This is a genomic window from Embleya sp. NPDC050493 (genome assembly GCF_044458105.1).
Taxonomy (GTDB): Bacteria; Actinomycetota; Actinomycetes; order Streptomycetales; family Streptomycetaceae; genus Embleya.
On the sequence record NZ_JBITHP010000006.1, the window covers coordinates 75,771 to 98,595 of the forward strand.

General features: G+C 72.0%; 20 protein-coding genes. 11 read left to right on the forward strand and 9 right to left on the reverse strand.

The window, feature by feature from the left end:
- The first annotated feature begins 291 nt into the window (after positions 1 to 291).
- From ACIBM5_RS14535 to lysA, 4 genes are all read left to right on the forward strand, one after another.
- Positions 292 to 1,833 (forward strand): class I adenylate-forming enzyme family protein, encoded by a 1,542-nt coding sequence (locus ACIBM5_RS14535; protein ID WP_396007159.1) that lies wholly within the window; start codon positions 292 to 294, stop codon positions 1,831 to 1,833.
- 9 nt (positions 1,834 to 1,842) lie between these two features.
- The gene (locus tag ACIBM5_RS14540) at positions 1,843 to 2,670 is read left to right on the forward strand and encodes an aldose 1-epimerase (protein WP_396007160.1); all 828 of its coding nucleotides are present in this window, start codon (positions 1,843 to 1,845) and stop codon (positions 2,668 to 2,670) included.
- 543 nt (positions 2,671 to 3,213) lie between these two features.
- Positions 3,214 to 3,942: an SAV_915 family protein gene (locus ACIBM5_RS14545; protein WP_396007161.1), complete on the forward strand. Its 729-nt coding sequence runs from the start codon at positions 3,214 to 3,216 to the stop codon at positions 3,940 to 3,942.
- A gap of 37 nt (positions 3,943 to 3,979) precedes the next feature.
- Positions 3,980 to 5,305: a diaminopimelate decarboxylase gene (lysA, locus tag ACIBM5_RS14550; protein ID WP_396007162.1), complete on the forward strand. Its 1,326-nt coding sequence runs from the start codon at positions 3,980 to 3,982 to the stop codon at positions 5,303 to 5,305.
- A gap of 242 nt (positions 5,306 to 5,547) precedes the next feature.
- On the opposite strand, the gene ACIBM5_RS14555 is transcribed toward lysA, so the two are convergent.
- The 3 genes from ACIBM5_RS14555 to ACIBM5_RS14565 all read right to left on the reverse strand — a co-directional run bounded on the left by ACIBM5_RS14555 (position 5,548) and on the right by ACIBM5_RS14565 (position 8,225).
- A complete protein-coding gene (locus ACIBM5_RS14555; RefSeq protein ID WP_396007163.1) occupies positions 5,548 to 6,450 on the reverse strand; it encodes an NAD(P)-dependent oxidoreductase in 903 nt (300 codons plus the stop codon).
- 313 nt (positions 6,451 to 6,763) lie between these two features.
- Positions 6,764 to 7,465: a Type 1 glutamine amidotransferase-like domain-containing protein gene (locus ACIBM5_RS14560; RefSeq protein ID WP_396007164.1), complete on the reverse strand. Its 702-nt coding sequence runs from the start codon at positions 7,463 to 7,465 to the stop codon at positions 6,764 to 6,766.
- 40 nt (positions 7,466 to 7,505) lie between these two features.
- On the reverse strand, positions 7,506 to 8,225 hold the full coding sequence (locus tag ACIBM5_RS14565) for a DNA alkylation repair protein (protein WP_396007165.1): 720 nt from the start codon (positions 8,223 to 8,225) through the stop codon (positions 7,506 to 7,508).
- Between the two features lie 437 nt (positions 8,226 to 8,662).
- Here ACIBM5_RS14565 and ACIBM5_RS14570 point away from each other — a divergent pair, with 437 nt between their 5' ends.
- Positions 8,663 to 9,643: a zinc-binding dehydrogenase gene (locus ACIBM5_RS14570; RefSeq protein WP_396007166.1), complete on the forward strand. Its 981-nt coding sequence runs from the start codon at positions 8,663 to 8,665 to the stop codon at positions 9,641 to 9,643.
- 85 nt (positions 9,644 to 9,728) lie between these two features.
- Here ACIBM5_RS14570 and ACIBM5_RS14575 read toward each other — a convergent pair whose 3' ends face one another.
- On the reverse strand, positions 9,729 to 10,856 hold the full coding sequence (locus ACIBM5_RS14575; RefSeq protein ID WP_396007167.1) for an FAD-dependent monooxygenase: 1,128 nt from the start codon (positions 10,854 to 10,856) through the stop codon (positions 9,729 to 9,731).
- 154 nt (positions 10,857 to 11,010) lie between these two features.
- On the opposite strand from ACIBM5_RS14575, the gene ACIBM5_RS14580 reads away from it, so the two are divergent.
- On the forward strand, positions 11,011 to 12,003 hold the full coding sequence (locus ACIBM5_RS14580; RefSeq protein WP_396007168.1) for a DUF5996 family protein: 993 nt from the start codon (positions 11,011 to 11,013) through the stop codon (positions 12,001 to 12,003).
- Positions 12,004 to 12,033: 30 nt separating this feature from the next.
- Here the strand turns inward: ACIBM5_RS14580 and ACIBM5_RS14585 are convergent, their stop codons facing one another.
- Both ACIBM5_RS14585 and ACIBM5_RS14590 read right to left on the reverse strand, forming a co-directional pair.
- On the reverse strand, positions 12,034 to 13,512 hold the full coding sequence (locus ACIBM5_RS14585) for an amino acid permease (protein WP_396007169.1): 1,479 nt from the start codon (positions 13,510 to 13,512) through the stop codon (positions 12,034 to 12,036).
- 207 nt (positions 13,513 to 13,719) lie between these two features.
- The gene (locus ACIBM5_RS14590; RefSeq protein ID WP_396007170.1) at positions 13,720 to 14,502 is read right to left on the reverse strand and encodes an enoyl-CoA hydratase/isomerase family protein; all 783 of its coding nucleotides are present in this window, start codon (positions 14,500 to 14,502) and stop codon (positions 13,720 to 13,722) included.
- 263 nt (positions 14,503 to 14,765) lie between these two features.
- Here ACIBM5_RS14590 and ACIBM5_RS14595 point away from each other — a divergent pair, with 263 nt between their 5' ends.
- Positions 14,766 to 15,275, forward strand: a complete 510-nt coding sequence (locus tag ACIBM5_RS14595) for an inorganic diphosphatase (protein WP_396007171.1) — start codon at positions 14,766 to 14,768, stop codon at positions 15,273 to 15,275.
- Here the strand turns inward: ACIBM5_RS14595 and ACIBM5_RS14600 are convergent.
- Positions 15,224 to 16,312: a helix-turn-helix transcriptional regulator gene (locus tag ACIBM5_RS14600; protein ID WP_396007172.1), complete on the reverse strand. Its 1,089-nt coding sequence runs from the start codon at positions 16,310 to 16,312 to the stop codon at positions 15,224 to 15,226. The genes ACIBM5_RS14595 and ACIBM5_RS14600 overlap by 52 nt on opposite strands.
- 188 nt (positions 16,313 to 16,500) lie before the next feature.
- Between ACIBM5_RS14600 and ACIBM5_RS14605 the strand changes: the two genes are divergently transcribed.
- Together ACIBM5_RS14605 and ACIBM5_RS14610 are read left to right on the forward strand one after the other, a co-directional pair.
- On the forward strand, positions 16,501 to 17,001 hold the full coding sequence (locus ACIBM5_RS14605) for a VOC family protein (RefSeq protein ID WP_396007173.1): 501 nt from the start codon (positions 16,501 to 16,503) through the stop codon (positions 16,999 to 17,001).
- Between the two features lie 63 nt (positions 17,002 to 17,064).
- Positions 17,065 to 17,724 carry an HAD family hydrolase gene (locus tag ACIBM5_RS14610; RefSeq protein ID WP_391586998.1) on the forward strand — a complete coding sequence of 220 codons (660 nt, stop codon included), beginning with the start codon at positions 17,065 to 17,067 and terminating at the stop codon, positions 17,722 to 17,724.
- A gap of 153 nt (positions 17,725 to 17,877) precedes the next feature.
- Here the strand turns inward: ACIBM5_RS14610 and ACIBM5_RS14615 are convergent, their stop codons facing one another.
- Positions 17,878 to 19,470, reverse strand: a complete 1,593-nt coding sequence (locus ACIBM5_RS14615) for an amidohydrolase (RefSeq protein WP_396007174.1) — start codon at positions 19,468 to 19,470, stop codon at positions 17,878 to 17,880.
- On the reverse strand, positions 19,467 to 20,969 hold the full coding sequence (locus ACIBM5_RS14620) for an APC family permease (protein WP_396007175.1): 1,503 nt from the start codon (positions 20,967 to 20,969) through the stop codon (positions 19,467 to 19,469). Before ACIBM5_RS14620 ends, ACIBM5_RS14615 begins: the two co-directional genes overlap by 4 nt.
- A 215-nt stretch (positions 20,970 to 21,184) precedes the next feature.
- On the opposite strand from ACIBM5_RS14620, the gene ACIBM5_RS14625 reads away from it, so the two are divergent.
- Both ACIBM5_RS14625 and ureA read left to right on the forward strand, forming a co-directional pair.
- Positions 21,185 to 21,802 (forward strand): TetR/AcrR family transcriptional regulator C-terminal domain-containing protein, encoded by a 618-nt coding sequence (locus ACIBM5_RS14625; RefSeq protein WP_391587001.1) that lies wholly within the window; start codon positions 21,185 to 21,187, stop codon positions 21,800 to 21,802.
- 137 nt (positions 21,803 to 21,939) lie between these two features.
- Positions 21,940 to 22,809: an urease subunit gamma gene (ureA, locus tag ACIBM5_RS14630; protein ID WP_396007176.1), complete on the forward strand. Its 870-nt coding sequence runs from the start codon at positions 21,940 to 21,942 to the stop codon at positions 22,807 to 22,809.
- Positions 22,810 to 22,825: the final 16 nt, after the last annotated feature.

A 22,825-nucleotide genomic window follows, 5' to 3' on the forward strand; every position in this document is an offset into this window, starting at 1 on the left:
CTGTGCGGCCTGCGGGCCTGCGGGCCTGCGGGCCTGTGAGACCTGCGCAGCCTGTGTGACTTGTGCGACCTACCCGATGTGTGTGATCCATGAGGCCTGTGAGGCCCGTGCGACTATCCGTCTCGGCCAGGGAAACCGTGAGCGGTCGAACCGGTGTGCGCGTCGGACCGATGCGCGGGTTGGTGCGCGGGTCGGGGTGCGGGCCGGGCCCGGGCCCGGTGTCGGTGCTCTGTCGGGTCGCGACCGTTCCTGATAGGTATTCGGGACGGGCGGGGCGAGGAGGGCACGACGGTGACACATACGAGCCTCTGGGCGGCCATCGAGGCGCGGGCGGCCCGGTCGCCCGACGGTGAGCTGCTGGTCGACGAGCGCGGCCGACGGTTGACCCACCGCGAGTTCCGCGACGCGGCCGAGGCCACCGCGGCGTTCCTGCACACCCAGGGCCTCGGCGCGGGCGACACGGTCACCTGGCAGTTGCCCACCCGGCTCGAATCCGTCGTCCTGGTCGGAGCGCTGTCCCGGCTCGGCGTGATCCAGAACCCGGTGATGCCCGTCCAGCGCGAACGCGAACTCGTCTTCGTCACCCGGCAGACCGGCGCCTCGATGCTGATCGTGCCGCCGGTGTGGCGCGGCTACGACTACCCGGAACTGGCCCGTCGGGTGCGCGACCGGGTCCCGGGCCTGGAACTGCTGGTCCTGGACGAACCGCTGCCCACCGGCGACCCGGCCGTACTGCCGCCTCCGCCGGCCGTGCCCGGCACGCCCGAGGACGCCCCGGTGCGCTGGTACTTCTACACGTCCGGAACCACCGCCGACCCCAAGGGCGCCCGGCACACCGACGCGACGATCATGGCAGCGGGCGTCGGCATGGCGGACCGGATCGGCGCGAACGAGCGGGACCGGGTCGCCCTGGTCTTCCCGTTCGCGCACATCGGCGGTTGTACGACGTGGCTGACCGCGGCGCTCACCCACGGCGTCACGATGATCCTGACCGAGGCATTCCACCCCGAGGAAACGCCCGAACTGCTGCGCCGCGAGCGGGTCACGCTGGCCGGCGCGGGCACCGTCTTCCACCAGGCCTGGCTGGCCGCGCAGCGCCGTCGGCCGGCCGGCGACCCGCTGTTTCCGGAACTGCGCAGTTGCCCGGGCGGCGGCGCGCCCAAGCCGCCGGGGCTGCACCACGAGATCAAGAACGAACTGGGCGGCGTGGGCATCCTGGCCGGATGGGGGATGACCGAGGCGCCGATCCTGACCATGGCGGGCCCGGACGACCCGGACGACGCGCTGGCCCGGGCCGAGGGCCGGCCCACCCGGGGGGTGGAGGTCACCGTGGTCGGACCGGACGGCGCGGCGGTGCCGGTGGGCGCGGAGGGCGAGTTGCGGGTGCGCGGGCCGCAGGTGATGCGCGGCTATGTGAACAAGAGGCTGGACGCCGAGGCGTTCGACGAGGTCGGGCGGGTGCGCACGGGCGACCTGGGCCGGGTGGACGAGCAGGGCAACGTGTACATCACCGGGCGGCTCAAGGACGTCATCCTGCGCAAGGGCGAGACGATCAGCGCCAAGGAGGTCGAGGACCTGCTCGACGCACACCCGGCCATTGCGGAGGTCACCGTGATCGGCCTGCCCGACGCGGAACGGGGTGAATTGGTGTGCGCGGTGATCGTGCCGACGGATCCGGCGATTTTGCCGGATGTGGGTACGGTGCGGGATTTCCTGGACACCCGGGAAGTGATGCGGCAGAAGTTTCCGGAGCGTATCGAGATCGTCTCCGAGCTGCCGCGGAATCCGTCCGGAAAGGTGCTCAAGAAGCAGCTTCGGGAACGCTACGCGTAATCTGCGACCATGATCGACGGCGAAGTGTGGTTGCGTTCCGAGGGTGCCGAGGCGCGGATTCTGCCGGACGCCGGGTGCCGGCTCGGCTCGCTGCGGGTGCATGGGCTGGAACTGTTGCGGACCGAGGGCGAGCGGCCGGCCGAGTGGGGCAGTTACCCGATGGTGCCGTGGGTGGGGCGGATGGGTGGCGCCCGGTTCGAATTCGACGGCACGGTCCACGAGTTCCCGGCCGACGCGGCGCCGCACGCGCTGCACGGGCTCGGCTATCGGGGGTCCTGGAAGCAGGTGGACGGGGACGCGACTTCGGCGGCTTTCGAGTTCGTGCTGACCGACCCGTGGCCGTTCGCGGGGCGAGTCGAGCAGACCTTCACCTTGATACCCGACGGGCTGATCACGGTGTTGCGGATCGAGTCGGAGGACGCGACCTTTCCCGCGCAGGCCGGGTGGCACCCGTGGTTCCGGCGGCAGTTGGCGGTCGGTGGTGAGCTGGAGCTGTCCTTCACACCCGCGTGGCAGGAGGAGCGCGGCGCCGACTACCTGCCGACGGGACGCCGGATACCTCCGCTGCCGGGGCCTCGGGACGACTGCTACGGGACCCCCGGCGGGGTGGACGCGACGCTGGTGTGGCCGGGTGCGTTGCGGCTGCGGATGACCTCGGACTGCGACTACACGGTGGTATACGACCTGCCCCCCGAGCACGTGTGCGTGGAGCCACAAACCGGCCCACCGAACGGCCTCGTCGGCCCGACGCAGCAACTGGTGCGGCCGGGGGATCCGTTGGTGGCGACGACGAGGTGGACGTGGGTGGGAGCGGGGACAGGGACGGAGACGGCGTAGGTCGCCGGGGAAGGGCGGGTTTCGTTCGCGGTCTGGCTTCCGGCCTCCGGTATCTGCCGTCTGGCAACTGCGACTGCCCGCGACCCGCGCGCATCACCTGCCCCTGCCCGATTGGCAAACTGCCTGCTCAGGGCGCACCAGCCCGGCAGGCCACCCGTGCAAGGGCCGCCCGTCCGGCGTTGGCCCGCCCGGCGTTGATTCACCCTCAGCCCTGCCCCGGGCGTTGACCCGTCCGGCAGTCCACCCGGCCGGGCGCTGACTCGACAGACCCGCCCGTCCCGGGTGCTCACCCGCTCACCGGCCGGCCCGTCCGTCCGGGCGTGCATCCGCTCGGCAGCCCGCCCGCCTGCCCGGACGGACGCCGACCTGCGGGATTTCCCGGGTTTCGCTCGGGAGCATCAGGGGGGCGTCAACAACGGGGTGCGGATGGTCAAGGGCGCGGTAGGGGCGGGGGCGCCCGGTATGGGGCGTCGTAGCGTCTGAAGTGGGGCTCGCGGTTGGCTGCGGAGCCGGACTTCGGAGGCTGTCGTGTCGGATGTGTTGATGACCGATGAGGAACCCGCCACTACGACCACCGCCCGGCGCGTGTTGATCGTGCCGGTGCGGTCGGTGGACGGGGCTCGGGTGGTCCGGCTGTGCCGGGATCCCCTGGGCGCCCGGGTCGTGGTCGCGTTCACGTCGGTGGCGCGGTTGCGCGCGGTGCTCGGCGTCGAGCAGGAGTGGATCCGACTCGGGGCGGGCGCGGTGCGCACGCTCGTGGACGAGGTGGGCGGCGAACGCATGCTGGTCGACCCGGGGCTCTCGGCGCCGCCGGTGCGGCGGGAGGCGTCGGTGGGTGCGGTGTGCGGGGCCGCTGTGCCGGGGGGATCGGGTGCGTCGGATGTGCCGGGGGTAGCGGTGGTATCGGTGGTCTCGGTCGCGGTCGGAGGCACGCTCGCCGAGGCCGCGCGGCCGGCGGCCCGTCTCGGGGCGGTGCGTTCGCCGGCGGATGTGCCTGCGGACGCCTCTGCGGGTGCGCATCGAGGGGGTACGGACGGTGCCGGCGGTGACACCGGCGGCCTTGTGGCGAGTGCCGGGGCTTCCGGGGATTGCCGGGTTGCCGGGGTGCTCGGTGCCTCCGCGGCTTCCGGGCCTTCCAGGGCGTTCGACCTGCCCCGGGCAGCCGAGTCGCCCGGGGCGCCCGGGTCCTCGAGGGACCCGCACTTGCTCGGCGCGTTGCGGATCGCCGCCGGAGTTGCGGTGCTTCTCGTGGTGCTGTTCCTTTTCGGCTGATCTGTCGTCACCCATGCTCATGCACAAGGGAGTTGCCATGTTCGTCACGTTTGCCGAGCCGGTTGTGGACGTGGCCGTCTGGCCGCGTTCGACCCGGGCGCACGGCGCCGATCTTGCAGTCGGTGGCCTGCCCATGGCCGAACTCGCAGAGCGGTTCGGGACGCCGCTCTACGTACTGGACGAACAGCACGTAAGGGACACCTGTCGGGCCTACCGCCGCGCGCTGCCTGGCGTCGAAATCGCCTACGCCGCAAAGGCGTTCCTGTGTCGCGGCCTGGTCGGCCCGCTGCGCGAGGAGGGCTTCGGGCTCGATGTGTGCTCGGCCGGCGAATTGGCGCTCGCCGCGCTTGCCGGGATGCCCGGCGAGCGGATCATCCTGCACGGCAACGCCAAGTCGCCGGACGAACTGCGCGCGGCGCTGCGCCTGGGTGTGGGCCGGATCGTGCTGGACAACCCGGCCGAGGTCGCCCGATTGGCCGCGTTGGTGGCGCCGAGGGAGCGGCAGCGGGTGATGGTGCGGGTGGTGCCCGGGATCGAGGCCGGCGCGCACCACGCGATCCGTACCGGCGGCGAGGACCAGAAGTTCGGCCTCTCCATCGCCCGGGGCGACGCGGAGGACGCGGTGCTGCGCACCGTCGCCCAGCCGCACCTGGAACTGACCGGTCTGCACTGCCACTTGGGCTCGCAGATCGGCTCGGTGCGGCCGTGGTCGGCGGCGATCGCCACGCTTGTGAGATTCCTGGCCGGGCTGCGCGACCGGCACGGGATGGTGCTGCCCGAACTGAACCTGGGCGGCGGTCACGGGATTGCCTACCGGACCGGCGAGCACGCTTTGGACATCGAGTCGTTCGGGATCGACGTGCGCCGGCAACTGGCCCGCCAGTGTGCGCTGTACCGACTGCCCGTGCCGCGCCTGATCATCGAGCCGGGCCGGGCGATCACCGGTCCCGCCGGCGTGGCGCTGTACCGGGTACTCGTGGTCAAGCGCACCGCACGCCGGGTGTTCGTGGCGGTGGACGGCGGCATGGCGGACAACCCGAGGCCGGCCCTGTACGGCGCGCGTACCACCGTGCGCCTGGTCGGCCGACGGGGAGCGGCGCGCACCCGGCGGGTCACCGTCGTGGGCCGCTACTGCGAGTCCGGCGACGTACTGGCCGCCGACGTCGACCTACCCGAGGACATCCACCCCGGCGACCTCGTCGCGATGCCTGCCGCCGGCGCCTACCAGCAGTCGATGGCCTCCACGTACAACCTGGTCGGCCGCCCCCCGGTGGTGGCGGTACGGGACGGCGGTACGCGCGTTCTGCTCCGCCGCGAGACCTTCGAGGACCTGCTCGCAAGGGACCGGGGCGCGGAGGGCTGACGGAGGGCGCCGGCGCGGCGGGTTTCGGCTGGGTGGGTCGCGAGCGCGGCGAGTCGCATTGCCTGAGGAGCGAGTGCGGGGGAGAGGAAAAAGCGGCCCCTCGCTCGTGACTTGGTGGCCCGGAGCGAAGCGCAGGGACACGAAGTCCTGGTTTTGCGGCTCCGCCGCTCTCCGCGGGTCGATCACTGTGGGCGGCGCGGGTCGGGGGCGCTGACGCGCCGGGGTGGGGCGGGGTGGTGGTGTCAGGGGTTGCGGATTGTTTCGATGGTGGCGGTGAAGCCGTTGGTTCCGTGGCCTCGGGCGATGGTGCGGGTGGTGAGGTGTCGGACCGCTTCCAGGACGCCGACGTCGAGGCCGCGGGTCTTGGCGGCGGTGAGGATGTGGTCGATGCCCGCGGCTTCCATGGTCAGGTTGCCCTGGTCGCCGGGGTGGGTGCCGGCGTCGATGGCGGCGGCCATGCCGGTCGTGATGTTCGGCAGGATGCCGAAGATGATGTCGGCGAACGGCAGGAACTCGCGTGCGGATACACCGTCCGCGCCGACCAGGCCGAATGCGTGGGTCAGGCCCGCCATCGCGGTGTAGAAGAAGTCCAGCATGCCGAGGTCGTAGACCGCGGCCAGGCCGTGATCCTCGCCCAGGAACGGCGTGTTGGGGCCGAACGCGCGCAGCGTCGCCTCGTGCGCCTCGAATGCGGCGCGGGAACCGCTGTAGAGCACAAGGCCGTTGGTGGTGCCCACGAGCGAAGTGGGCACCATGACCGCGCCGTCGAGGTAGGCGATGTCCCGCTTCGCGGCCCAGGCGGCGGCCTCCCGGGCGCGCTCGGGGGTGTCCGAGGTGAGGTTGACCAGGGTGCGGCCCGCCCACCGGTCGGCGTCGCCGGTGGTGCTCGCGGCGGTCAGGATCGTGTTCGCGATGTCGTAGTCGGTGACGCATACGATCACCAGCGCACTCGCGGCGACCGCCCGGGCAGCCGAGTCGGCACGTACGGCGCCGCGCGCGACCAGGTCGTCCGCGCGGGCCGGGGATCGGTTCCAGACCGTGACGGGATGGCCGGCGGAAAGGAGCGCGTCGGCCAGTGCGGTACCCATCGCACCCAGGCCGAGGACGGTCACGGAGGTGTCGGGCCGGTGAGAGGAAGCAGGCATGTCGAACTCGTTCCGTGGCAGGGGTGGGAGCGCGAGCCGGGCACGTTCGGGCCTCGCCGGGATGGTCCGGAACGCGGACGCGCCGCGATGCGACGTGCTGCGACGCGATGTGGCCACGGTGTGGCACGACACGAGACGACGCGACATGACGCGACGCGTGCGGTGTATCCGGACACCGGGAGCCTGGGGGTGCCTAGGCCCGGAGGGGGCCTCGGCGGGTGATCGGCTCGCGGTATCGATGCTGCTCCAACGCTGCATTCCGCTCAAGTACCTACCTGGAATTCAGGTACCGGAACAATGGTGAGTATCCAGGTCACAGCCTGGTCATCGGCAGAGGGAACTCGCGTACGCCGTCCATGTCGCACTCGACCCGGTACGCCTGCGCCTCGGCCCGCTCGGCGACGAAGCCGTGTACCTCGCCGTCGACGAGGTGGATCGCGGCGCCGTCGTCCAGCGCGTAGCCGGGCGGCAGAATGCCTGCCGCGAGGGCCGCGTGATACGCCGGGCGGCGACCCGCCTCGCCGTCGTAGTGCGGACAAACGCTGCCCGCGGCCCAGCCCAGGCCGTCCGCGAGCGGGCGTAGGTCCGGGCCGAACGAGTCGGTGATGCCGCCCTCGAACCAGCACAGCGCACCCGCGCTCAGGCCGCAGACCACCAGGTCGCCAGCGGCGGCCCGGGCCGCGAGCGCGACGTCGAGACCGTGCAGGCGCCAGAGCGCGAGCAGGTTCGCGGTGGAGCCGCCGCCCACGTAGATCACGTCCTGATCGGCGAGCGCGTCCGCGAGATCGACGCCGGTGCGCTGAAACAGGCTCAATTCGCCCGCCGTACAGTCGAGTTCGCCCAACGAGCGGAGGAAGCGGTCCACGTAGGCGGCCGAGTCGCCGGAGGCGGTGGGTATGAAGCACACACGGGGGTGGGCCCGACCGGCGAGGCCGAGCACGTATCGGTCGAGGGCGGAGGGGCCCTCGTTCATCGAGAAACCGCCGCCGCCCATGGCCACCAGATGAGTCGTCATCGGCACATCCTGCCCTGCCGCCCACTCCGGCCGGCGCGGATCAACCGGCCGCCCGCAACCGGTCCGCGTCGGCGGCGGGGAGCCGGCGGACCGCCTCGCGGAAGGTCACCCCGGACATCCGGGCCCGATGTGCGGTGGTCCAGGCGATCACGTAGGCCGGGTCGCGCCTGGAGATCTCCCGGAGCAGCCAGCCGATCGCCTTGCGGATGAAGAACTCCCGTTCGTCCAGCATCGCGTCCGCGTAGCGGTCGAACCGGACCAGGTCGGGATCGCCCGCCCGGATGCCCGGGAGCAGGCTGAGCAGGGCCGCACGGCGGACCCAGAAGTCCCGGTCGCCGGCCCATGCGTCGGCGGTGCCGAAGTCCGCGGGCGTCCGGCGCATGAGTATCCCGGCGATCTTCTCCGCGAGGGTGTCCACGTACACCCAGCCGGCCGCGTCCCGAATCAGCCGCTCGACGAGCGGCAGGTCCGCGCGGGTGAGCACGCGCACGTGGATCCGCATCAACTCGATCGCGGCGAACCGGCTCTCGTGTACCGGTCGGGACCACAACGCGTCGATCCAGGCGAGCAGTTCGACCCGGGACGGCTCCGGACGGGCGCGGGCCGCCGAGGTCACCGCCTTGCGCAGCACCGGCACGGTGACGCCGAGGAAGGTCAGGTCGCTCTTCAGGTACGCCTTCTCCGCCTCGGCGCGCTCAGGTGTGCCCAGTGCGGTGAGCGCGGCGACGAGTGTGGCGGCGGCTTCCTCGGCATCGAACATTGGTCCACGGTACGGCGGTGCGGCGGTGCGGCGGTGCGGCGGTGCGGCGGTATGGCGAGCCGGCGGTACGGGGCCGGGTGGGGCCGGAGCCGTACGGGGCCTTGGCGGGAGATGGTTCGAGTCGACGTGGCCGGCGTGGGGCCGGTTGGTCGGCGTGTTGCCGGGCGGGATGCTTGACATCAAGTGGGCTTGAGGTTTGAGACTGTTCGCATGTGACGAGGCGGGGGTAGGGGCGCGGGGCGGGATGGGGTGCGGGCGGGGCGGGGGCTCGGCTTGCGGGTTCGATCGGAGGGTGCGGTGGCGGTCCTTCGCTCGTGCCGCCGTTCCCTCGTTCGCCCCGTTTCCGGCTTTTTGTTTCGTTTGTTCTTCCACTCTCTCGCCCTTGTCGTGTTCCTTCGTTCTCCCGTTGTTCTGTGACCAAGTCCCGGAGTGTTTCGATGCGCGCGATTCGTTTGAACGAGTTCGGTCCGGCCGAGAACCTGCGATACGAGGAGGTGGCAACCCCGCAACCCGGGCCCGGAGAGGTGCGGATCGCGGTGGCCGCGGCGGGAGTTCACCTTGTCGACGTGATGTTGCGCTCGGGTGAGGTGATGGGCCCCTTCCCACAGCCGGACTTGCCCGCGACGCTCGGCCGTGAGGTGGCCGGGACCGTGGACGCGGTCGGCGCCGGCGTGGATCCGACCCTGGTCGGCCGGCGGGTGGTGGCACATCTGGGCAACGGGAACGGCGGGTACGCGGAGTTCGCGATCATCGACGACCAGGCGTTGCTGGAGCTGCCGCACGCCCTTTCCGCGGAGGTCGCGGTGGCGATGGTGGGCACCGGGCGGACCGCGCTCGGCATCCTGGAAGTGGCCGCGATCACCGCCGAGGACATCGTGCTGATCACCGCCGCGGCGGGCGGCCTGGGCACGCTGTTGGTCCAGGCGGCCCGGCGGGTCGGCGCGGTGGTGGTGGGGGCGGCCGGCGGCGCGGCCAAGGTCGAGGCGGTGCGTGGGTCGGGCGCCGACCTCGCGGTGGACTACACCGCCGCCGACTGGGCCGGACGGGTCCGCGAGGAACTCGCCGGACGGTCGGTCACGGTGGTCCTGGAGAGCGTCGGCGGCGAGATCGGCCGGGACGCGCTGGACCTGCTCGGCCGGGGTGGGCGGTTGGTCACGTTCGGCTGGTCCTCGGGCACGCCCATCGCCGACCTCGCGGAGGTCGCGGCCGCCGCCGACGTGACCGTGGAGAACCCGCTGGGCCCGCGGATGACGAACCGGCCGGGCGGCATCAAGGCCCTCGCCGAAACCGCACTCGCCGCTGCCGCGGCGGGGGAACTCCGCCCGGCCGTGACGACGTTCGCCCTGTCCGACGCAGCCGACGCCCACACGGCCCTGACCGCCCGGAAGACGGTGGGAAAGGTCGTTTTGTTGCCGTGACGGGTGGTGGGCGGCCGGTGGGATGATTTGCCGGTTTGTCCGGTGGGCACCGGGGCGGGTTCGGCTGTGGTGGCCGGTGCCGAAGTCAGGGGGTGGTTGTCGAGTAGGACGCTCGGTTGTTCAGGGAGTTCGCGTCCGTGTCGGGCGTGGGGGATGGGGTCGTCGTTGCCGGGCGCCGGACTTCCTCGTAGTGGGCGAGGGCGTCGAGGGGGTCGGGGTGGGTGGCCAGAGCGTGGGCCAGGACGCGGGCGTCCAGGATGGCTCGGGAGGCGCCTTCGGTGCCGGTCGGGAAGGTGGCGTGGGCGGCGTCGCCGAGGAGGGTCACGCGGCCGTCGGACCAGCTCGGCAGGGGGGCGCGGTGGACCACCGGGTACTCGTACGCGACGTCGGCGTTTGCGATCAGCGCCGGGACGTCCAGCCAGTCGAACTCCCAGTCGGCGAAGTGGGCCAGGATCGTGTCGAGTTCGGCCGGTCGTTGCCAGTCGCGGGGTTCGGTGGGCGGGCCCGGGTGGGGGCGTTCGGCGAGCCAGTTCAGGAGCGCGGGGCGTTCGCCCTCGGCTGCTCGCAGGGGGTGGGCGACGAACGTCTGGTCGCCGTCTCCCGCCACGATCCTGGTGTGGCCGGTGAGCAGGGCCGGTGCGGGCGACACGCCGCGCCACAGGACTCGGGCGTGCGGGGTGGGCGGGCCCTCGCTCGGGTACATCAGGGCGCGGCCCGCCGAGTCGATGCCGTCGGCGGCGATCAGTACGTCGGCCTCGTCGGTGACGGTGTTGCCCGCAGGGTCGGTGAACTCGACGGTGACTCCGTCGGCGGTCTGCGCGTATCCGCTCAGCCGCAGGCCCGTGCGCAGCGACTCGGCGCCCAGCCAGGCCAGTTGGGCGCGCAGGAGAAGCATTTGCAACTCGCCCCGATGCACCGAGAATTGCGGCCACGCGTAGCCGGCGGCCAGCCCGCGTGGTTCGGACCGCACGCGTTTGCCGAAGCGGTCGTGGTGGACCGACTCGGTCGTCGCCACCGAGATCTCGGCGACGTCGTCGTACAGGCCCAGTTCGGTCAGTTCGCGTACCGCGTACGGCAGCAGGTCGATGCCGACGCCGAGCGGGCGGATTTCCTCGACCGCCTCGTACACGGTCACGTCGGTGATACCCGCCGCGTGCAGACTCAGGGCTGTGGCCAGCCCGCCGATGCCGGCTCCACCGACGACAATGCGCACGAGGGCCCCTGTACAGGTGGTTGGGATGTTGTCGCACGCAGGGTACGCGCCGGCTGCGCTCACCCGTTCGGGGGGTGGTAGGCAATCGCCCGGGCCGGCTCGGACGGCGGAGCAAAACGGGGCGGATGGGGTCTCGGGAGGGGAGAATCGGCGCATGGGCATCCCTTCGAGCAATCGGGCGCGGGCCGCCGAGCCGGCCGAGCCGCCTGCGCTTCCCGAACTCCCTTACGACGCGTGGGTGGACACTCTCGACACGCTGCACCTGTTCGCGCAGATCGTCGGCAAGGTCAAGCTCGCCGCGAGTCATCCGCAGAACCACTGGTGGAACATCACCTTCACGGTGGACGCCCGAGGCTTCACCACACGTCGGATGGCCGTGGCGGGCGTCGCGTTCGACATCGCGTTCGACTTCCTCGACCACCGCGTGGTCTTTCGCACCGACCGCGGCGACGTGCGCGAGATCGCCCTCGTGGACGGGCTGAGCGTGACCGAGTTCGACGTCGCGGTGCACGGGGTGCTGGCCGAGCTGGGCATCGACGTGCCGTTGCTGGAGCAGCCGTTCGGTATTCCGCACCTGAGCACGCCGTTCCGTGAGGACACCGAGCACGCGAGCTACCAGGCCGAGTACGCGCAGCGCTTCTGGCGGATCCTGACCTGGTCGGCGGACGTGTTCGAGGAGTTCATGGGCTGGTTCGACGGCAAGTCCTCGCCCGTGCAGCTGTTCTGGCACTCGTTCGACCTCGCGCTGACCCGGTTCTCCGGCAAGCGGGTCGAGCCGCCGATGAGCGGCGTGGATCCGGTGACCGCCGAGGCGTACTCGCACGAGGTGATCTCGTTCGGCTTCTGGGCCGGCGACCCGAACGTCACCTATCCGGCCTACTACTCCTATGCCGCGCCCAAGCCGGACGGCGTCGAGAAGCAGCCGCTGTCGCCGCGCGAGGCGGTCTGGCTGCCGGACGGCTCGCGGTCGACGCTGCCCTACGACGCGGTCCGGCTGGCCGAGGACCCGCGCCGCACCCTGCTGGGCTACCTCCAGTCCAACTTCGCCGCGAGCGCGACCCTGGCGGGCTGGCCGACCGACGAGATGCGGTCCAACTGGTGTCCGACCAGTGAGCAGCTCCAGGCCCTGGCCCGCGCCGGGCTGTGAGCGCCGGAGCCGGCCGGGCGCGACATCGGGTCAGAACCGACCGCCGGCCCGCCTGCGCAGGTCGCGCCGGCGGGCCTCGCGGACCAGGGCGAAGCCCAACACGACGGCCACCACGACGACCGAGGAGAGCAACTGGGGGCGGGCGGTGGCGTCGAACACCATCAGGATCGACACCGCCGCGAGGGCGAGCATCACGAACCAGGTCAGGTACGGGAAGCCCCACATCCGCACCAGCAGGCGGTCCGGGTCCTCGCGCTCGATCCGGCGGCGCAGCACCAGCTGCGACGCGGCGATCGCGAACCAGACGAACAGCAGCATCGCGCCGACCGAGTTCAGCAGGTGCTTGAACACCTGCTCGGGCCACCACACGTTGAGCAGCGCGGCCAGGAAGCCGAATGCCGAGGACGCCAGTACGGCGGTCCGCGGGACGCCGTTGCCCGCCACCCGGGACAGCTGCCGAGGGCCCTCGCCGCGCCGGGACAGCGAGAACGCCATCCGGGACGCGCCGTACAACATCGAGTTCAGCGCGGAGAGCAGCGCGGTGAAGACGACCACGTCCATCACGTGTGCGGCGCCCGGGATGCCGATGTCCTCCAGGACCGAGACGTACGGGCTGCCGAGTCGGTCGGAATCCCACGGCAGCAGGGTCGCGACGATCGCGACCGAGCCGATGTAGAAGAGCAGGATCCGCCATACCGCGGTGCGCACCGCGCGGGCCACGTTGCGGGCCGGGTCGTTCGACTCGGCGGCGGCGATGGTGACGATCTCCAGGCCGCCGAAGGAGAAGGCGACCGCGAGCAGGCCGGTGATCACCCCGTCCCACCCGTTGGGCAGGAAACCGCCGTTGCCGGTGAGGTTGCTCAGCCCGGGTGCGTCGACGTCCGGCAGCCATCCCACGATCGCCAGCACGCCGAGCACCAGGAACCCGACGATGGCCAGGATCTTGACGGTGGCGAACCAGAACTCGGACTCGCCGAACGAGCGCACGGTGAGCAGGTTCGCGCCGGTGAACACGAGCATGATCACCAGCGAGAACACCCAGATCGGGATGCCCGGGGCCCACCCGTGCGCGATGGCCGCGGCGCCGGAGGCCTCGACGGCCAGCACGATGGTGACCATCCACCAGTACAGCCAGCCCACGGTGAAGCCGGCCCACCGCCCGAAGGCGACCCCCGCGTACTCCGAGAACGAACCGCTGCGCGGTACGGCCGCCGCCATCTCGCCGAGCATCCGCATCACCAGGAGCACCAGCACCGAGGCGAGCGCGTAGGAGATCAGGATGCCCGGCCCGGCGGTGTGGATGCCGGCGCCGGTGCCGACGAACAGCCCCGCGCCGATCGCGCCGCCGAGCGCGAGCATGGTCATGTGCCGGGGCTTGAGGGTGTGCCCGAGGTGGTGGGTGCCCTCGGGGCCGGGGTGGGCCCGGCCGGAATCAGGGCCGGAGCCGGGACCTGGACCGGTGTCTCCGTCGTGGTCGGCGGTGCTGTCTGGGGTCTGTGGGCTGTTCATGGGTGGCGCTGATCCTGGGGACTGGGACGGTCGTGCGGAGCAGACAGTATTCCGCAGTCACGGAGGCATCCGGCAAACCCGGACAACCCGTGGATGTTCGAGCCGGCCGGGCCGGGCCGGGCCGGCCCGGCCCGGCCCGGCCCGGCCCGGCCCGGCCCGACCCGCCCCGGTCGCGTCCTTCCCGGGCCCGCCCGTCCCGCCCGCGCCTCACCCCTCGCGGGCGTCGATCGCCGCGAAGTCGGGTTCGCGCCGTTCGGCGAACGCGGTCAGGGCCTCGATGTTGGCGGGTTTGCCGAGCAGTCGGCCGAAGGCCGCGTCCTCGCGCCGGCGGGCCCGGGCGACCTGGTCGCCGAGTCCCTCCAGGACCGCCCGCTTGGACTCGATCAGCGACGGGATCGATTTGGCGGCCAGGATCCGGGCGTGCCGCATCGTCACGTCGAGCAGTTCGTCCGCCGGGCACACCTTGAACACCAGGCCCATCTCCAGGCACTCGGCGGCGCCGAGCCACTCGCTGCTCAGCAGCGCCCACATCGCGTTCTGTCGGCCGAGCAACTGCGGGAAGGTCACGCTGCTGGCCGCCTCCGGCGCCACCGCGAGCGAGGTGAACGGGCACTTCAGCCGCGCGGTGTCGGCCATGAAGGCGAGGTCGGCGAAACCCAGGATGGTCGCGCCGATGCCCAGGCCGAGCCCGTTGACCGCGATCAACAGCGGCTTGGGGAACTCCTGGAGCCGGTCGACCATGCCGCCGAAGCCGTGTTCGCCGCGGATCTTGGTCCCGCTGTTGAGCTGGGCCATCTCGATCAGGTCGGTACCCGCCGAGAACGCCCGCCCGGCCCCGGTCAGCACCACCACGGCCACCGTCGGGTCGGCCGCCGCGTCGATCAGCGCCTCGGTGGTCGCGTCGTACAGCGCCTCGTTGAACGCGTTGAGCGCTTCGGGGCGGTCGAGGGTGATGGTCCTGACGCGGTCGACGTCCTCGATCCGGATCACGGCTGCTCCTGGGGGTGCGGACGCGGGGAGCGCGGCTCGGGCGCGCCCGCAAGGCGGGAGTGGGTCGATGGACAGGAAACCTTACTTAGTTGACCGAGTCAAGGGTCGAGGCGATCGGGTGGTCGCGGGGGGTCGATGGTCCGGTTGTCCCGTGCTTCACGTGCGTAACGGCCCGGTGACGTGGGAAAGTCCTCGACGGTACGTCAGGAATACGGAATGCCGCGCATATCGGGTCTTGATCCATAGGCCGTTAAGGAGCCGTCGTGGAGTTCGACGTCGTCGTGGAAATTCCCGCGGGCAGTCGGAACAAGTACGAGATGGACCGCCGCACGGGACGCATCAGGCTCGACCGCATGTTGTTCACGTCCACCGCCTATCCCGCCGACTACGGATTCGTGCATCGCACCCTGGGCGGCGACGGCGGCCCGCTCGATGTGCTCGTGTTGCTGGACGAGCCGACCTTTCCCGGCTGCCTGATTCGTTGTCGCACCGTCGGGATGTTCGTGATGAGCGACGAGAAGGGGCCGGACGAGAAGGTCCTGTGCGTGCCCGCCCGCGATCCGCGCAAGCAGCCGATCCAGGACATCGGCGATGTCCCGGCGTTCCAACTCAACGAGATCGCGCACTTCTTCGAGGTCTACAAGGACCTGGAACGCGGCAAGTCGGTGGACGGCTCGCACTGGGAGGGTCGGGACGCCGCCGAGAAGGAGATCGTGGCGGCTTACGAGCGGCGCGAACTCGACGCCGGCGATTGGCCGTTCGAGGGCCGATGAGCATCCGGGCGAGGCGCTGAACGCGCCGCGGCCGGGTGGGTTCGGGCCGTGGGGTCGCCCGCCGCGCGGGTGACCCGACCGCCCAGCGCACGCAGGTGCTCGCGCAGCTCGGGCGGTTCGTGCACGTCGAACTCGCAGCCGAGCACGGACAGCCGGAAGGCGAGCCACTCGAGCGTGTCGGCGTAGCCGGTCAGCCGGCAACTGCCCGCGTCGAGCGCACGCAACCGGGGGCCGTCCGGCTCCGCGTCGTCGCCGCCCAGTGCGTCGCCGAGCCGGACGGCGACGTGCTCGGCCGGCGCGTACAGGGTGACGTCGGCCCGGTACACCGGCGCCGAGGTGTGCAACGTGCGCTCGACGTAGGCGGCGGCGTCCGGGTCGGGCAGGACCCGCTCCGCACACCGGGCCCCGGTCGGGCGCAGCTCGTGCATGCGATCCACCCGGAAGGTGCGCCAGTCGGCGCGGTCGACGTCCCAGGCGACGAAGTACCAGCGGCGCCCGGCCGGCACCAACCGGTTCGGCTCGACCAGCCGCCGACTGTGCGCACCACCGGCCGCGCGGTGTACGAAGCGCACCTTCTCGCGGTTGGCGATCGCCCCCGCGAGCACGGCCAGCGCCTCGGGATCCACCGTCGGACCGGACGGCACCAGCGGCACGGTGGCGCCGGAGACGGCCCGCACCCGTGCGCGCAGCCGGGACGGCAGCACCTGTTCGAGCTTGGCCAGCGCCCGTACGGACGCCTCCTCGATCCCGGCCACGGCACCCCCGGCCGCCGTCCGCAGGCCGACCGCGATCGCCACCGCCTCCTCGTCGTCGAGCAGCAGCGGCGGCATCGCCGTGCCCGCGACCAGCCGGTAGCCGCCGTCGGTGCCCCGGGTGGCCTCGACCGGATAGCCGAGTTCGCGCAGCCGCTCGATGTCGCGCCGGATGGTGCGCGCGCTGACCCCCAGGCGGGCGGACAACTCGCTCCCGGGCCACTCGCGCGGGGTCTGGAGCAGGGACAGCAGGCCGAGCAGGCGGCCGGGCGTGGCGGCGGTCATGGTTCGAGGATGCCGGCCCTTGCGGACAGGATCCGACCTATATGGCGTCTACCGTCGAAGACACCGGGACGGCGCGGCCGGTGCCGGCCGGCTCCCACTTCGGTGGGCCCGGCTTCGGCACGGCCGTCCGTCCGGTGCGGCCCCCCGGGGTCCCGCTTCGTACCCGCTCGTCCTTCGGAGGCATCGAGATGACCGTCCAGACCGTTCCCGACGGCTACACCACCGTGACCCCGTGGGTCCTGTCGCACGACACGGCGGCCCTGATCGACTACCTCACGGACGCATTCGGCGCCCTGGAGCTGCCGGGCTCGCGGTTCGTCGGCGCGGACGGTCGGATCGGACACGCCGAGGTCCGGATCGGTGACGCGATCGTGATGATGTTCGACATCGACCCCACGATCCCCGCGCCGCCCGCGTTCCTGCGGCTGTACGTCGAGGACGCCGACGAGGTGCACCGCCGCGCGGTGGCGGCCGGCGGTACCTCGGTCACCGAGGTCACCCATCTGTTCTTCGGCGACCGGGTCGGGCGGGTCCGGGACCCGTTCGGCAACCTGTGGTGGATCCAGTCCCGGGTCGAGGAGGTCACTCCGGAGGAGATGGAACGGCGGCTGGTGGACCCCGAGTTCGTTGCGGCGATGGCCTACGTCCAGAGCGCGCGGTTCTTTCCGGAGCAGCCGTCGGCCGAGTAGCGGAGGGCGGGCCCGCCAACCGCCCGCCCGCGCTCGGTGGTCGGTCCTCGTAGGCTGCCGGGTATGACGCTGACCGGGTTCGATTTGGTGATCTTCGATTGTGACGGTGTGCTCGTGGACAGCGAGCGGATCGCGGTTCGGGTGGACGCGCAGGTGTTGAGCGAGTTGGGCTGCACGTTCACCGAGGCCGAGATCGTCGAGCAGTTCGTCGGGTGTTCGCGCGAGCAGCACACGGCGCTGGTCGAGGCGCGCCTGGGTCGCCCCCTGGCCCCGGACTGGCACGACGAGTTCCGACCTCGGTACCTGGCCGCCTTCGACGCCGAACTGACCGCCGTGGACGGCATCGTGGCGGCTCTGGAGCAGATACCCGGGCCCTGGTGTGTCGCCTCGAACAGCTCGCGCGAGGGCGTCGAGCGCAATCTGAAACTGGTCGGGCTGCACGATCACTTCGCGGGCCGGGTGTTCAGCGCGAACGATGTCGCCGAGGGCAAGCCCGCACCGGATCTGTTCCTGCACGCGGCCCGGGAGATGGGAGCCGACCCGGCCCGGTGCGCGGTGGTCGAGGACAGCGCCTACGGCGTGCGGGCGGCGCGGGCGGCCGGGATGCGGGCGTTCGGCTACATCGGCGGGCTGACCACGGCGGAGCGGCTGGCGGATTCGGGTGCGGTGCTCTTCGACGACATGCGTGCCCTGCCGGAACTGCTGCGCACGGGTGGGGCCTGAGCCCGCGCCGGGACGACACGGGGAGATCGCATCGGTACGGGAGGGCATCCGGACCGTGCCGGTTCCGCGCAGGCCCCGCATCGGGAACACCACCGGTCCGGCACCGCCGCCCTCTCGGGACCGCGCCGGGTCGACGCGGTCCCGTTCGTGCGGTCAGGCCCGATGCACCACCCGTCCCGCCACCACCGTCGCGGTGACCGGGAGTTGCGGCAGGTCGTCCGGCGGGCAGGTGAGCGGGTCGCCGCCGAACACGGCCAGGTCGGCGTGGCAGCCCACCGCGATCCGACCGGCCACGGTCTCCTCGCCCACCGAGTACGCCGCCTCCGTGGTGTACCCGGCCAGGGCGCGTCGGGCCGAGATGCCGGCCGAGGCGCCGTACGCCGTGCGGCCGATCTCGCCTGCCGGGCGCCGCAGTTGCGCGCCGGCCAGGGTGCGCCTGGGGTCGAACGCGGCGACCGGCCAGTCCGAACCGAGTGCGACGTGGCCACCGGCGGCCAGGATGTCGGCGTAGCGCCAGGCCCGTTCGGCACGCTCCGGGCCGACCCGCCGCGACCAGTTGTCCGAGCCGTCGGGCAGCGACCAGTCCATGTGGGTCGGCTGCATCGAGGCGACCACGTCGAGCGCGGCGAAGCGCGGTACGTCGACGTCGCTCAGCAACTCGGCGTGCTCGACCCGGTGTCGGGTGCCGGACGGTGCGCCGTGCTCGGCGTACACGTCCAGGGCCCGGGCCACCGCCCGGTCGCCGATCGCGTGCGTCCAGGCGGGCAACCCGGCGCGGCCGGCGATCGCGACCGCCTCGGCGTACCGGTCGAAGTCCTTCCACTGTGAGCTGTGCGACTGGCCGCAGCAGTCCGGCTCGTGCAGCCACGCGCCGCCGCCGTCTATCGCGCCGTCCACGAAGAACTTGACCGCGGTGAGCCGGACCAGCCCGTCCAGGGAGCGCAGTTCGCCGATCCGCTGGGCGAGGTCGTCCACGTCGCCGGGCGGGCACCACGGTGCGAGGTGTACCCGCATGCTCAGCCGCCGCTCCTCGGCCAACCCGGTCAGGGTGTCGACCGTGCGCGGCGCGTTGTCCGGGATGTGTACGCCGGTGACCCCGTGCCGGTTCTGTTCGGCGAACAACGCCTCGACCCGGGACAGGAGTTCGGCGCGCGGCATTGGCGGGACCGCGCGATAGCCCAGGAGGCACGCGGTCATCTCGTGCAACTCGCCGGTGGGGCCGCGCTCGTCGCAGACGATCTCGCTGCGGTCGGCGAACTCGCGCGGCCCGGTGAGTCCGGCGAGCCGCAAGGCCGCCGTGCTCAGCAGCGCGGTGTGGCTGTCCGACATCCACACGAACGCCGGTCGTCCGTCCACGGCGGCGTCGATCAGGTCGCGGTGCATGGTGCGGCCGGCGAACGCCGCGTACTCGCCGCCGAATCCGATCACCCAGTCGTTCGGCCCGCACGGTGCGGCGTGTTCGGCCAGTCGGCGCAGCATCTCGTCCAGGGTGACCGCGCCGACCAGGTTCGCGCCGCGCGTGGTGTCCGCGCCCATCACCGGGTGCTGGTGGCAGTCGGTGAGCCCGGGCGTGAGGGTGTCCCCGTTCGCCTCGATCACCTCGGTGCGCGGCCCGATCAGCGCCCGCGCGTCGGCGCCGAGGGCGACGATCCGCCCGTCCCGCGCGGCGACCGCGTCGGTGTGGGGTCGGTCCCGATCCATCGTCAGCACGTGTGCGTCCAGCACGACGAGGTCGGCGGTGTTCATACCTTGCTCCTTACCGGAACGGAGGTCTGCGCTTCGATGCCGCGGTCGCCGAAGCTCTCGCTCACCCGCACCTTGTCCTGCGGGCGCGCGAGCAGCAGGTACAGCACGCCACTGGCGACCACGACGGCGATGCCGAGCACCGCGGCCCAGACCTGGTAGACGGGTGCGCCGGGCGGGGCGAGGATCTTGCGCGGCCAGGCGATGTCGACGAACTCGAAGGCCAGCCAGGCCACCGCGAGCACGTTCAGCGGGGTGCCCCAGCGGCCGAAGCGCACCAGGCCGGCGGGCGTCCAGGTGCCGCGCAGCCGGGCGATCAGCGCGGCGAGCGCGATCAGCAGGAACTGGAGGTACATCGCGGCGCTGCCGAAGGTGATCAGGCTGCCGATCGCGGCGCTGTTCAGGGCGAGCAGCAGGGCCAGGCAGCTGATCGCGGCGGTGATCACCAGGGCGCCGATGGGTGCCTGCCGGCGGCTCACCCTGCGCAACGCGCGGGAACCGGGCAGTACGTCGTCCCGGGAGACCGAGTAGACCGAGCGGGCGGCGGCGGCCTGGGAGGCGAGCGCGCAGGCGACGAACGCGATGATCACCACGACCACGAAGGGTTTGGCCGACCACGAGCCGAACGAGTTCACCACGGCGGTGGTGACCGGGTCGAGGTCCTCGCCGGCGACGACCTTCGCCGGGTCGGGGTGGGCCAGTTCGGCGGCGACCGCGTTCAGCACGACCAGCCCGCCGACGCTGATCAACGTCCACCAGATCGCCTTGGGCACGTGCCGGGCGGCGTCCCTGGTCTCCTCGGAGGAGGACACGCACGCGTCGAAGCCGAAGAACGCCCAACCACCGACCGCGAGCGCGGCAAGCATGGCGGAGAAGGTCGAGCCGCCGGAGAGCGCCTCGGCGCCCATCGTGTCGGTGAGGATGCCGAAGCCGTTCTCCCGGAAGAGCAGCAGCAGCGCCAGGCCCACCCCGAGCGAGGCGAGCGCCTCGGCCGCGATGCCGGCCGCGAGCACCCAGCGCAGCACGTCGATGCCGAACGCGTTGATCGCGGTGCAACAGATCAGGAAGAGCGCGGCCACCACGACGATCCGGCCCGGGGTGGGCCGGGCGTCGAACAGGGCGAAGAACCACGGTGCGCCCAGGTAGACGATCGTGGTGTTGGCGAACACGACCGCGCACATGCCCACCCAGCCGGCGAGCCACGCGTAGGTGGGGCCGACCAGGCGGCGGGCCCACTGGTAGGCGCCGCCGGCGATCGGGTACTGCGAGGCCAGCTCGGAGTACACGCACATCAGCAGCGCCTGGCCGAGCAGGCAGATCGGCAGGACCCACACCCACGCCGGGCCGGCGATGGTGGTGCCCACCTGCGCGACGGCGTACAGGCCCACGACGGGCGAGACGGTCGCGAAGCCGATGGCGAGGTTGCCCAGCACGCCGAGACTGCGCTTGAGCTCCTGCTCGTAGCCCAGTTCGCCGAGTTGTTCGGCGTCGTGATCGACCACCGGGGTCGATCCGGGCGGCACCGACGCGGGCGGCGTCGGTGGGCGAGAAGTGCCGTGGTTCATCGGGACCTCGCAACGGGAACGTTAAACTTACTTAGTTAGTTTGAGGACCTTAACCGTCGACCGGGTGTAGGGGAAGAGGCGACTTCGGGCTAGGTTGGCGACGCAGAGTGACCGACGGCGGTGCTCGCGAACGGCACAGAGGTGAACGCACGATGGGTCGACCCAGCCGCCCCAAACTCGACCGCGAACTGATCGCCAGGGCCGCGGTCGAGCTGGTGGACGAGAAGGGTATGGGTGCGCTGACCATGCGGGCGCTGGCCACCCGGCTGGACGTCCGGGGGCCCTCGCTCTACAACCACGTGGCGTCCAAGGACGAGCTGCTCGACGCGATCACCGTGGTGATAACCCGGGAGATCGATCGTGCGCCGCTGGAGGACCCGGACTGGCGGGTCGGCATCGCCGCGTTCGCCCGCGGCTACCGGGCGGCCTACCTGCGCCACCCCGAGGCGCTGCCGGTGATCGCCCGCCGGCCGGTGTCCACCGAGCAGGCGCTGGCCGCGTACGACGCCACCGCGCGCACCCTGGTCCGGATCGGACTGAGCCCCGCCGAGGCGGCCGAGGTCTCCGCGGCACTGGACTACCTCGTGGTCGGCTCGGTGATCGAGACGTACGTGGAGGGCTTTGCCCGCCCGGTCGAGGACTACCGGGCCGACTATCCCTCGCTTGCCGAATCGCTGGCCGCGAGCGACCCCGAGACGCTCGACGAGCGCGGTTTCGAGGCCGGCCTGCGGCTGCTGCTGGACGGGTTGGCGGCGCGCCTGGCCCGCTGAGCCGCCGGACACGCCCCGGCTTCGACGGGTCTCGTCGCGGCCGGGGGACGGGCCGGCCGACACCTCGCGCGAGCGTTGACAGGTGCTATTGAATGGCGTTCAATGCGATTTGAACGCCATTCAATACGGAGGTACGCATGCGGCTGACGCCCACCGAGCGGGACCGGTTGCTGATCTTCACAGCCGCCGAGTTGGCCCGCGCGCGGCGCGCCCGGGGGCTGCTCCTGAACGTGCCCGAGGCCGCCGCGCTGATCGCGGACACCGTGTGCGAGGCGGCACGGGACGGGGCCCGGCTGGCCGACGCGATCGACGCCGGGCGCTCCGTGCTCGGGGTGACCGACGTGCTGCCCGGGGTCGTGGACGTACTGGCCGACGTCAAGGTCGAGGCGGTGTTCGACGACGCGACCCGGTTGGCGGTGGTGACCGACCCGTTCCGCTCCGGCGAGGGGCTGCCGGCGGGTGCGGGCGAGGTGCACTGCCACGGGCACGGTTCGCGCTCCGGCGCGGTCGCGGCGCCCGTGTCCGGCCCCGGCTCGCTGGGCGATGACGCGCCGGGCGCGGTGATCCCCGGCGGACCGGCGATGGATCCGTACGCGCACGCCGACCTGGCCCGGATCCCGGTCACCAACACCTCCGAGGTGCCGATCAGCGTCACGTCGCACTTCCACTTCTTCGAGACCAACCCGAGGCTGCGCTTCGACCGGGCGATCGGGTACGGGCGCCGACTGGCCATCCCGGCCGGCTCCACGGTGCGCTTCGATCCGGGTGCGACGGTCGAGGTGCGGCTGGTGCCGATCGGCGGTGCGCGCGTGGCGATCGGCTTCGCGGGGCTCGTGGACGGGCCGCTGGACGCGCCGGGCGCGCTGGAGGAGGCGCTGCGCAAGGCACATGCGTGCGGATACCTGGGCGCGGAGCCGGGCGGGTCGGCGCTCGCCGCCGACGCGGCGACGACCGCGACCGACGGGGCGTCGGATTCGGGGAACGGCAAGGAAGGTGGCGCCCGGTGAGCGGCGGCAGTGGTGA